10 protein-coding genes are annotated in these 10,123 nt (G+C 67.9%); 7 read left to right on the forward strand and 3 right to left on the reverse strand.

The genetic code is table 11. The annotated features are described in order from the left end of the window. The 7 genes from Mterra_RS15275 to Mterra_RS15305 all read left to right on the forward strand — a co-directional run. The coding region (locus Mterra_RS15275) for a fumarate reductase/succinate dehydrogenase flavoprotein subunit (protein ID WP_119315959.1) at nucleotides 1-1,722 on the forward strand (1,722 nt) is incomplete at its 5' end. Continuing rightward, on the forward strand, nucleotides 1,719-2,489 hold the full coding sequence (locus tag Mterra_RS15280) for a succinate dehydrogenase/fumarate reductase iron-sulfur subunit (protein WP_119315960.1): 771 nt from the start codon (nucleotides 1,719-1,721) through the stop codon (nucleotides 2,487-2,489). The genes Mterra_RS15275 and Mterra_RS15280, both read left to right, overlap by 4 nt. Before the next feature lie 62 nt (nucleotides 2,490-2,551). Beyond that, nucleotides 2,552-2,824 (forward strand): hypothetical protein, encoded by a 273-nt coding sequence (locus Mterra_RS15285; protein WP_147372827.1) that lies wholly within the window; start codon nucleotides 2,552-2,554, stop codon nucleotides 2,822-2,824. 264 nt (nucleotides 2,825-3,088) lie between these two features. Further along, complete coding sequence (gene sdhC, locus Mterra_RS15290; protein ID WP_119315966.1) at nucleotides 3,089-3,454, forward strand: succinate dehydrogenase, cytochrome b556 subunit; 366 nt, start codon at nucleotides 3,089-3,091, stop codon at nucleotides 3,452-3,454. Nucleotide 3,455: 1 nt separating this feature from the next. Further along, nucleotides 3,456-3,893, forward strand: coding sequence for a succinate dehydrogenase hydrophobic membrane anchor subunit (locus tag Mterra_RS15295; protein WP_119315962.1), 438 nt, complete (start codon nucleotides 3,456-3,458; stop codon nucleotides 3,891-3,893). A 3-nt stretch (nucleotides 3,894-3,896) separates the two neighbouring features. After that, nucleotides 3,897-5,627, forward strand: a complete 1,731-nt coding sequence (gene sdhA / locus Mterra_RS15300) for a succinate dehydrogenase flavoprotein subunit (RefSeq protein WP_119315963.1) — start codon at nucleotides 3,897-3,899, stop codon at nucleotides 5,625-5,627. A 75-nt stretch (nucleotides 5,628-5,702) separates the two neighbouring features. Beyond that, on the forward strand, nucleotides 5,703-6,413 hold the full coding sequence (locus Mterra_RS15305; protein WP_027892877.1) for a succinate dehydrogenase iron-sulfur subunit: 711 nt from the start codon (nucleotides 5,703-5,705) through the stop codon (nucleotides 6,411-6,413). 559 nt (nucleotides 6,414-6,972) lie between these two features. Here the strand turns inward: Mterra_RS15305 and Mterra_RS15310 are convergent. The 3 genes from Mterra_RS15310 to Mterra_RS15320 all read right to left on the reverse strand — a co-directional run. Next, nucleotides 6,973-7,539: a response regulator gene (locus Mterra_RS15310; protein WP_119315964.1), complete on the reverse strand. Its 567-nt coding sequence runs from the start codon at nucleotides 7,537-7,539 to the stop codon at nucleotides 6,973-6,975. Nucleotides 7,540-7,553: 14 nt separating this feature from the next. Further along, on the reverse strand, nucleotides 7,554-8,294 hold the full coding sequence (locus tag Mterra_RS15315) for a DUF4388 domain-containing protein (RefSeq protein WP_119315965.1): 741 nt from the start codon (nucleotides 8,292-8,294) through the stop codon (nucleotides 7,554-7,556). Then, the coding region (locus tag Mterra_RS15320; protein ID WP_147372829.1) for a hybrid sensor histidine kinase/response regulator at nucleotides 8,291-10,123 on the reverse strand (1,833 nt) is incomplete at its 5' end. The genes Mterra_RS15320 and Mterra_RS15315, both read right to left, overlap by 4 nt.

A 10,123-nucleotide genomic window follows, 5' to 3' on the forward strand; every position in this document is an offset into this window, starting at 1 on the left:
CTGGAGGAGGGGGCGCGGGTGGGGGTGGTCAGCAAGACCCTGCTGGGCAAGGCCCACACGGTGATGGCCGAGGGGGGCATGGCGGCGGCCTTGCGGAACGTGCGCGGCGAGGATAGCTGGCAGGTGCACTTCCGCGACACGGTCAAGGGCGGCGGGATGCTCAACAACTGGCGCATGGTGGAGAACTTCACCCGCGAAGCCCCCCTGCGGGTGATGGAGCTCGAGCGCTGGGGCGCCGTCTTCGACCGCACCCCGGACGGGCGCATCAACCAGCGCAACTTCGGGGGGCATACCTACCCGCGCCTGGCCCACGTCGGTGACCGTACCGGTCTCGAGATGATCCGCACCCTGCAGGACCAGGCGGTGCGCCTGGGGCTGAAGGTGCACATGGAGACCACCGTGTACCGCCTGTTGCGCGATGGGGACGCGGTGGCGGGCGCCGTGGGTTACGACCGGAACACCGGGGAGTTCCTGGTGTTGCGGGCCAAGGCCGTGGTGCTGGCGACCGGCGGGCTGGGCCGCATCTACGAGATCACCTCCAACTCCTGGGAGTGCACCGGCGACGGCTTCGCCCTGGCGAGCCTGGCGGGGGCCGACCTCATCGACATGGAGTTCGTGCAATTCCACCCCACCGGCATGATCTGGCCTACCGGGGTGATGGGCATCCTGGTCACCGAGGGCGTGCGCGGCGAGGGCGGCGTGCTCAAGAACAGCCAGGGCAAGCGCTTCATGTTCGACAACGTCCCCGACCGCTACAAGGGTGAGTTCGCCGAGACCGAGGAGGAGGCCGAGCGCTGGCTCGCCGGCGACACGAGCGCCCGGCGCCCGCCCGAGCTCCTCACGCGCGACGTGGTGGCCCGGGCCATCCGCCGCGAGGTCAACGAGGGGCGGGGCAGCCCGCACGGGGGCGTGTTCTTGGACATCGCCAGCCGCCGCAGCCCCGAGTACATCAGGAAGAAGTTGCCCAGCATGTACCACCAGTTCATGAAGCTGGCCGGGCTGGACATCACCAAGGAGCCGATGGAGGTGGGTCCTACCTGCCACTACATGATGGGCGGGGTGCGCGTGGACCCCGACACACAGACGACCACGGTGCGCGGGCTGTACGCCTGCGGCGAGGTGGCCGGCGGGCTGCACGGCGCCAACCGCCTGGGCGGCAACTCCCTCACCGACCTGCTGGTCTTCGGCCACCGGGCCGGGGCCGCGGCGGCCAGGTTCGCCGGCCAGCAGGGCGCCTGGGCCCCGGCGGACGAGGCCGAGGTGCGGGGCTACGTGGCCGAGGCCCTCACCCCCTTCAACGGGTCGGGGGAGAACCCTTTCGAGGTGCTGCGGGAGCTGCGCTCGAGCATGCAGAAGAACGCGGGGATCATGCGGGTGGAGGAGGAGCTCGAGGCCCAGCTCGAAGTCCTCGAGCGCCTCAAGGCGCGGGCCTGGAACGCCAAGGCCTCGGGCGGGAGGGCCTACAACCCCGGCTGGCACACCGCGCTCGACCTGCGCCTGATGGTCGAGGTGGCCGAGGCGGTGGTGCGGGCGGCGCTGGCCCGCAAGGAGAGCCGGGGCGGGCACGCCCGCTTGGACTACCCCGACCCCGACCCCACCTTCGCCCGCCTGAATCTGGTCGTGCGGCGCCGGGACGGGGGACTGGTGGTGGAGAGCGAGGAATTGCCTCAGATGCCCGAGGAATTGCGGGAGCTCGTGGAGAGCAAAGGAGCGGTGAGGTGAGCACGGTTACTCTCAGGGTCTTTCGCGGGGACGCCCAGGGGGGCACCCTCCAGGAGTACAGCGTCGAGGCGCAGGAGGGCATGGTGGTGCTGGACGCGGTGCACCAGATCCAGGCCACGCAGGCCCCCGACCTGGCCTGCCGCTGGAACTGCAAGGCCGGTAAGTGCGGCTCCTGCGGGGCCGAGGTCAACGGCAAGCCCAAGCTCATGTGCATGACCCGCCTGGACGAGCTCGACATGAGCCAGCCGATCACCGTGCGGCCCATGAAGACCTTCAGGGTCATCCGCGACCTCGCCACCGACGTCTCCTGGAACTACAAGGTCAACGAGCGCATCACGCCCTTCACCCCCGCTCCCGACACCGACTGGCGCATGCGGCAGGAGGACGTGGACCGGGTGCAGGAGTTCCGCAAGTGCATCGAGTGCTTCCTGTGCCAGAACGTCTGCCACGTGCTGCGCGAGCACGACGAGAAGGAGGGCTTCGTCGGGCCGCGCTTCCTGGTGCGGGTGGCGGGCCTGGAGATGCACCCCCTCGACACCGCCGACCGGCTGCCCCTGCTCAAGGAGGCCTGGGGCATCGGGTACTGCAACATCACCAAGTGCTGCACCGAGGTTTGCCCCGAGGAGATCCGCATCACCGACAACGCCATCATCCCGCTCAAAGAGCGCGTCGTGGATGAATACTACGACCCCGTGCTGGCCTTCTTCCGGCGGCTGTTCGGCGCCCGGAAGCGGCCGCAAGCCCGGGCGGAAGCTTCGGACGACTGAGGCCGGGCGGAGCCCGGTCCCGGCCTCGGGCGGAGTTTGGCGATAAGGAAAAGGAGGTGAACATGCACAGCCTGCACCTGACCCGGCATTCGGCCCCCAGCGAGGTCCCCCCCCAGGTTTACGCCGAGGTCCTGCGCTGGATGGAGGAACACGACGTCGAGGACATCGTGCTCGACGCCAACAGCCAGGGCTACGGGATCCTCATCAACCCCGACGCCGACCGTATCCCGGTGGGCCTGGTGAGCCGGGACGAGCTCGAGGACGCCCGCACGCTTGTGGAACACCTCGAGATGGCCTGGAGGGTCTACCTCGAGGGCGGTAATTGCACAGATTAGACTTCTTGCAGAAGTCGCCGATGGCTGATGGCCGATAGCCGATAGCCATAGTGCGCCAGACGCCAAACGCCAAACGCTGAACGCCCAAACCGCGATCGAACGGCGTCTGGCGTCTTGCGTTTGGCGTTCAACGTACGACGTATGACCTACGACCCCGACTTCCCCATGGTGTACTTACACGCCCGGTCGCGTTCTGTTCGAGTGTGCCAACAGCACTTAGGCTTCGTGCGCTGGCAGTGCTATGATTGGCCGCTGGAGGACGTTATGTATCGCGGCAGAGAAGGTCAGTGGGCTTTTTTTCTGCACCGGCTTTCAGGGATAGCGATCCTGCTCTATCTCCTGATCCACGTGCTCAACATCTCGGCGGCGATGTGGGGCGAGGAGGCCTCCAAGTCTTTGTTCGCCATCTTCCACATCTGGTTCTTCCGGCTGGGGCTTCTAGGGGTGATCGGCGCGGTGCTCTACCACGCCCTCAACGGGTTGCGCATCATCCTCATGGACTTTACCGGATGGGGCGTGAAGTTTCAGCGGGAGCTGTGGTACGGGGTGTGGGCCTTGTTCCTGTTGTTCTATATTCCCGCTCTGATCAAGATCGTGCCGGAGATCATCCGGGACATCACGGGGGCCTGACATGGCGGTGCGCGCGCGTCGTTATCAAGAAGCCAAGGCCCAGGCCGGGACCAACCTCGAGCTCGCCTGGTGGGTGTTCATGCGGGTTTCGGGGCTGGTGCTGGTGTTCTTGGTGCTGGGCCACCTTTACATGAGCAACATCCTGATCAACGCCGGGAAGGTCGAGTACACCTACATCGCCGAGCGACTATCCAACACCACCTGGAAGATCTACGACTGGGCCATGCTCTCGCTGTCGCTGCTGCACGGCATGAACGGCCTGCGCTACGTGCTCGACGACTGGGTGCGCGACCCCGCCCGCCGCTTCTGGGCCAAGGTGATCACGTACTCCATGGCGGTGCTGGTGTTCTTCGTGGGCAGCATGTCGCTTTTGAACCACGACTTCTCCAAGGGGCTCAGCGAGGACACCCGGCTCGAGCACAGCGAGGGCACGAGGTAAACCATGGCACATCAACACGACGTGATCGTCATCGGCGCGGGGGGCTCGGGCCTCACCGCCGCGCTCTACGCGGCCAAGCAGGGCGTGGACGTGGCGGTGATCTCCAAGCTCTACCCCACCCGCAGCCACACCGGCGCGGCCCAGGGGGGCATCGGCGCGGCCTTAGGCAACGTCGAGGAGGACCACTGGGAGTGGCACATGTTCGACACCATCAAGGGCGGGGACTACCTCACCGACCAGGACGCCGCCGAGATCTTCGCCAAGGAGGTCATCGAGGCGGTGCTCGAGCTCGAGCACATGGGCCTGCCCTTCGACCGGCTGCCTAACGGCCGCATCGCCCAGCGCCGCTTCGGCGGGCACACCAAGGAGTACGGCAAGGCCGCCGTGCACCGCGCCGCCCACGCCGCCGACCGCACCGGGCACATGATCCTCCAGACGCTCTACCAGCAGTGCGTCAAGCACAACCTCACCTTCTACAACGAGTTCCACGTCACCGACGTGATCATCGAGGACAACGTCGCCAAGGGCGTGGTGGCCTACGAGCTGGCTACGGGCGAGCTGCACACCTTCCAGGCCAAGGCCATCGTCATCGCCTCGGGCGGCTACGGGCGGGCCTGGAAAGTCACCTCCAACGCCTACACCCTCACCGGCGACCTGCAGGCCATCCTCTACCGCAAGGGGCTGCCGCTGGAGGACATGGAGTTCTACCAGTTCCACCCCACCGGCCTCTTCCCGCTGGGCATCCTGCTCACCGAGGGGGCGCGCGGCGAGGGCGGCATCCTGCGCAACGACTCGGGCGAGCGCTTCATGGAGCGCTACGCGCCCACCATCAAGGACCTGGCGCCGCGCGACATGGTGGCGCGGGCGATGTACCTCGAGGTGCGCGAGGGGAGGGGCGTGGGCCCGCGCAAGGACCACGTGCTCCTCGACCTCACCCACCTGCCGGCCGAGACCATCCACAAGAAGCTGCCCGACATCTCCGAGTTCGCCTGGATCTACCAGGGCGTCGATCCCACCAAGCAGCCGGTGCCGGTGATGCCCACCGCGCACTACGCGATGGGCGGCATCCCCACCACCTTGAGCGGCGAGGTCATCGCCGACGACACGAACACCCTCATCGCCGGGCTCTACGCCGCGGGCGAGGTGGCCTGCGTGAGCCTGCACGGGGCCAACCGCCTGGGCACCAACTCGCTGGGCGACCTCGTGGTCTTCGGCCGCCGCGCCGGGACCGCCGCCGCCAAGTTCGCCAAGTCGGCCGAGCTGCACGACCTCTCCCCGGACGCCTCGGGGGAGAGCCGCGAGCGCCTCGAGCGCGTGCGCAACTCCGGCGGCAAGGAGTCGGTGGCGGCGCTGCGGGCCGAGCTCCAGCAGGCCATGCAGGACTACGCCTCGGTCTTCCGCACCGAGGAACTGCTGTCCAAGGGCGTGGAGGCGGTGGCCGAGCTGCAGGAGCGCTACAAGAACATCGGCGTGCAGGACAAGGGCGAGCGCTACAACACCGAGCTCGTCGAGGCGATGGAGCTGGGGTACTTGCTCGAGGTCTCCGAGGCCACGGTGCACTCCTGCCTCAACCGCAAGGAGAGCCGCGGCGCCCACGCCCGCGAGGATTACCCCGAGCGCGACGACAAGAACTGGCTCAAGCACAGCCTGGTCTACCGCAAGAACGGCAAGGTGGACTTCATGTACAAGCCGGTGGTGCTGGGCAAGTTCGAGCCCAAGGCGAGGACGTATTGAGGTCGTACGCCGTACGCCGTACGCCCCAGGCCCACCGCGTACGACGTACGACGTAGGACGTACGACGGAGACCAAATGCAAGTAACCCTTAAAGTCATGCGCTACGACCCCAACAAGGCGGCCAAGCCGGGTTGGGTGAGCTATCAGGTCGAGGCGGAGCCCATGGACCGGGTGCTCGACCTGCTGCACAAGGTCAAGTACTTCCAGGACGGCACGCTGGCCTTCCGGCGCAGTTGCGGGCACGGCATCTGCGGCTCGGACGCCATGCTCATCAACGGGAAGAACCAGCTCGCGTGCAAGGCGCTGGTCAAGGACCTCACCAAGAAGGCGGGGGACACCATCACGGTCGAGCCGCTGCGCGGCCTGCCGGTGAAGAAGGACCTGGTCGTGGACATGGACCCCTTCTTCGACGCCTACCGCGCGGTCAAGCCCTACCTCATCAACGACGAGCCGCCGCCCGACCGCGAGCGCCTGCAAAGCCCCGAGGACCGTGCCCGCTTCGACGCGAGCACCAAGTGCATCCTCTGCGCGGCTTGCACCACGAGCTGCCCCGTGTTCTGGGTCAACGGCAGCTACATCGGCCCCGCCGCCATCGTGCAGGCGCACCGCTTCATCTTCGACAGCCGCGACCGCGGCGCCCGCGAGCGCTTCCAGGCCCTCGCGGCCAGCACCGGGGTCTGGCGCTGCCGCACGGCCTACAACTGCACCGAGGCCTGCCCGCGTGAAATCCCCGTCACCCAGGCCATCGAAGAGGTCAAACGGGCCATCCTCTACGACAAGTTCTGACCTCGAGCCCCCTCTCTAAGGGCGAACCCACGGTTCGCCCTTTCGTTTTCGCCTCTGGAGGGGCTGGTGTGCGGTGCTTTGGTTTGGTGACCCCCGCTCCGCCGTCAGGGGAGCGAGGGGGAGGCCATTCCACGTGGCGAGGGCATCGCGGTACGCGACCCGGCATACGCCGGAAACCTGCTCCCCCTGGGCTCCCCCGAGGGGCCCCAGGTTACCGGCAAAGCCGGTATGGCCTACGGCCACCCCCTCGCGGACATGCCGCCGGCCCTCAGTGCCCGCGTGTGCGGGGGTGCGGGCCGCACCTTGACCCGGCGGCATGCTCGTCTGCGCCACCCCGCCCACCCCCTCCCGCGTGAGCCGCACACCCCGGCCGGGGCAGGCAGCACGGCATGAGCGCCCGTCCCCTGGGGAGTGGGGCTGTAGTTGGCTTGTGGGGCGGGATGCGGCCCCAGTGGATGATTTATCCCAACAGGGCGTCTTGCGTTTAGCGTTTTGCGTACGACGTACGACGTACGACGCACGACACCATACGTGCATCTCGCGTTCAGCTACCGGCGCATCACGCCAAGTGCGCCACGATCTGCGGCAACTGCCGTTGCACGAGGTAGCGCAGCACGCCGAGTTGGCCGTTGCCGCGCACGACCAGGACGAGGCTGTGCTCGAGGTCGATGCGGTGGAAGACGAGCTGGTGGCCGCGGTACTCCAGGGTGAGGCTGTCGAGGGTCGAGTAGCCGGTGCGGTCGCCCAGGACGCCCGCGATGGAGAAGAGGGTGCGGCAGTAGACGGCGAAGACCTCGGGGTCGGGGGTGAAGGGCTTGGAGATGACCCCGTTGGCGCCCACGCTCTGGGCCTGGATGAGGGTCTTGTCGTCCATGATGCCCGAGATCAGGATCACCGGGGTGTCGCGGAAGCGCTGGTTAAGGCGCAGCAGTTGGCACATCTCGAAGCCGCTCATGCCCGGCATCACCACGTCGGCGATGACCAAGTCGGGGGACTCGTCGGTAGCCATCTTGAGCCCTTCCTCCGCGTCCTGGGCCGTCACGACCTGCAAGCCCCGTGCGGCCAACAGGCGCTCCAGCACCTTCCGTACGCTGGTGCTATCGTCGACCACGAGAACTTTCGCCATATTCTCTCCTTACTTCAGTTGAGGCTCGAGCCCGCCTGGCGGTGGTCGATCTCCACCGCCAGGGAGAGCAGGAGCTGATCGGTGCTTTTGTGGATGGTGACGGGCTCCAGGAACAGGTCGCTGGCGTCTTTGGGCTCGAAGCCGAAGCTGCCGTCGCGGTTGGTCTCGGCTTGGATCATCAGGTGCAGCACCGCGTCCTCGCCGCTCTTGTCGCCGAATTGCGCGTGGATGAGCTGGCCCTTGAGGAAGTACAGGGTGGCGTGGTGGGGGTCGAGGTGCACCACCAGCCGGCCGGTCTTGGCCGAGCGGGCGAGCCACTGGGCTAAGTCGAAGAGGCTGATGTCGCCGAGCACGCCCTGGATGGCCTCGCGGACGGGGGAGGCGCTGGAGACCTCGTAGGTCTGGCGGGTGACCTCGAGCACCTTCTGGTAGGCCTGCCGCACCACCTCGCCGGGGATCACCGCGGGGGGCATCACGCTGTCGATGCGCGAGACGTTGGGGGGGGACTGGGGGGAGAGCAGGATGAAGGCCACGAAGCGCAGGGCCTCGTCGCTGCGCACCAACTCGTAGAACTCGACCCCGCTCATGTCCGAGAGCTGGGCCAGGCTCACCACCACGTCGGGGCGGTTGCGCTCGAGCAGGGTCAGGGCGTACAGGGCGCTGGTCTCGGTCTGGATCTCGAAACCGGACTGGATGAACGCCTGCTGCAAGGCACGGGTGGACTCGAGGTTGGCGGCAACGATCAAGGCTTTCACGTGCGGACTCCTTCGCGCAGGAACTGCAGCAACTGGGCCTCGTCAGCGGGCTTGGTGAGGTAGGCGTTCACCCCCAGTTGCATCGCCAGGTCGCGGTGCTTGGCGCTCGCGCGGGTGGTGAGGATCGCCACCGGCAAGTGCGCGAGGTGGGGGCGTCGGCGCACCTCCTCCAGAAGCTCGAAACCGCTCATGCGGGGCATCTCGAGGTCGGTGATCAGGGCGGCGAAGGTGCCTTCTTGCAAGATTTCCAACGCCTCCTGACCATCGGCGGCAGTGACGACATTGTAACCCAGCCGGCGCAGGTTCTGTCCCACCATCTTGCGCACCGAGAGCGAGTCGTCGGCCAGCAGGATGGTCTGCTGGACGGGGGCGGCGATGTTGAGCGAGGAGACCGCGCGGTTGTCGTAGGGGTCGGCCTGCAGGCGCAGCAGCCCGCCGGGGTCGAGCACCAGGATGACCTCGCCCGTACCCGCGACGAGCGCGCCCGAGAAGTGGCCTAAGAGCGACAGCGGCTCCTCGAAGGGCTTGACGATGGACTGCTGCAGCCCCACCAGCCGCTCGACCCCCAGCGCCAGTTGGCGCCCGGCGACCTCGAGGTAGACCACCGCCATCTCGCCCGCTTCGGCCTCGGGCAGGCGCAGCAGGCGGGAGAGCTTCTGGATGGGGTAGCGCTCGCCCTCGTGCTCCAGCGTCTGGGCGCCCGCCTCCACCAGGCGCAGCGCGCGCACGGTGTCGCTGGGCAGGCCCAGGGTGTGCCCCCCCGCCTCCAGGATCAGCACGTCGGAGACGATCAGGCTCTGCGGCACGCGCAGCCGGAAGGTGGTGCCCAGGCCCGGCTGGGTCTCGATGGTGATGTCGCCCTTGAGGCGGCGCACGCTGTTCCACACCGCGTCCATGCCCACCCCGCGCCCGGCCTCCTGGGTGATGGTAGCGGCGGTGGAGAGGCCGGGGAGGAAGATGAGCTCGATGAGCTCGCGGCGGCTGAGGTTTTGCAGGTCGGCCTCGTTGCGCAGGCCCTTCTCGACGGCCTTGCGCCTGACCGCCTCCACGTCGATGCCGTTGCCGTCGTCCTGCACCTCGATGAAGGCGTCGCCGCCGCGCTGGTAGGTGCGGATGCGCAGCAGGCCCTCGGCCGGCTTGCCCCGCCCGGCGCGCACCTCGGGGCTCTCGAGGCCGTGCACGATGGCGTTGTTGACGATGTGCACCAGCGGCTCGACCAGGCCGTCGAGCACCAGGCTGTCGAGCTCGACCTGCTCGCCGGAGAGCTCCAGGCGGACGGGCCGTTCACCGGCGATCTGCCGCACCTGGCGGCGCAGGCGCTGGTAGAGGCGCCCGATGGGCACCAGCCGGATGCGGCCCACCTCCGAGCGCAGCGAGCGGGTGAGCTTGCCGAAGGAGTCCTGCTCGTCGCGCAGGGCCAGCAGGGTGGTGCCGAGCTGCGAGCGCACCTCGTTGAGGTCGGCCACCATCTCCGAGACCGAGCGGGCGAGGATGTTGAGGTCGGTGTAGCGGTCGAACTCGAGCTCGGAGAACATCTCCTGCACCGACTTGCCGATGCCGCTCGAGCCCCCCTCGTCGGCCTCCTCGGCGGCGGGGGCCTTGGACTCGGAGAGCACCGGGTTGAGGTAGCGCGTCTCGAAGTCGGCGGCGGCCTGCAGCAGGCGCAGGCGGCTGTTCTCCAGCGCGTCGTCGATCTCCTTCAGCCGCGCCAGCAGGCTCTCGAAGCGCGAGCGGGTCCCGATGACCTCGCCGGTGAGGTCGAGGAGGTGGTCGAGGCGCTCGAGCGCCACGCGCACCGTGCTGCGGGTGTCGGGGGCGGGGGCGACGGG

The sequence above is a fragment of the Calidithermus terrae genome (assembly GCF_003574345.1).
GTDB lineage: Bacteria > Deinococcota > Deinococci > Deinococcales > Thermaceae > Calidithermus > Calidithermus chliarophilus.

Excerpts from the sequence above, each read along its gene's own strand:
- Mterra_RS15285 (WP_147372827.1), top strand. The coding sequence starts at position 2,552 with ATGCACAGCCTGCACCTGACCCGGCATTCGGCCCCCAGCGAGGTCCCC.
- sdhC (WP_119315966.1), top strand. The coding sequence starts at position 3,089 with ATGTATCGCGGCAGAGAAGGTCAGTGGGCTTTTTTTCTGCACCGGCTT.
- Mterra_RS15295 (WP_119315962.1), top strand. The coding sequence starts at position 3,456 with ATGGCGGTGCGCGCGCGTCGTTATCAAGAAGCCAAGGCCCAGGCCGGG.
- sdhA (WP_119315963.1), top strand. The coding sequence starts at position 3,897 with ATGGCACATCAACACGACGTGATCGTCATCGGCGCGGGGGGCTCGGGC.
- Mterra_RS15305 (WP_027892877.1), top strand. The coding sequence starts at position 5,703 with ATGCAAGTAACCCTTAAAGTCATGCGCTACGACCCCAACAAGGCGGCC.
- Mterra_RS15310 (WP_119315964.1), bottom strand. The coding sequence starts at position 7,539 with ATGGCGAAAGTTCTCGTGGTCGACGATAGCACCAGCGTACGGAAGGTG.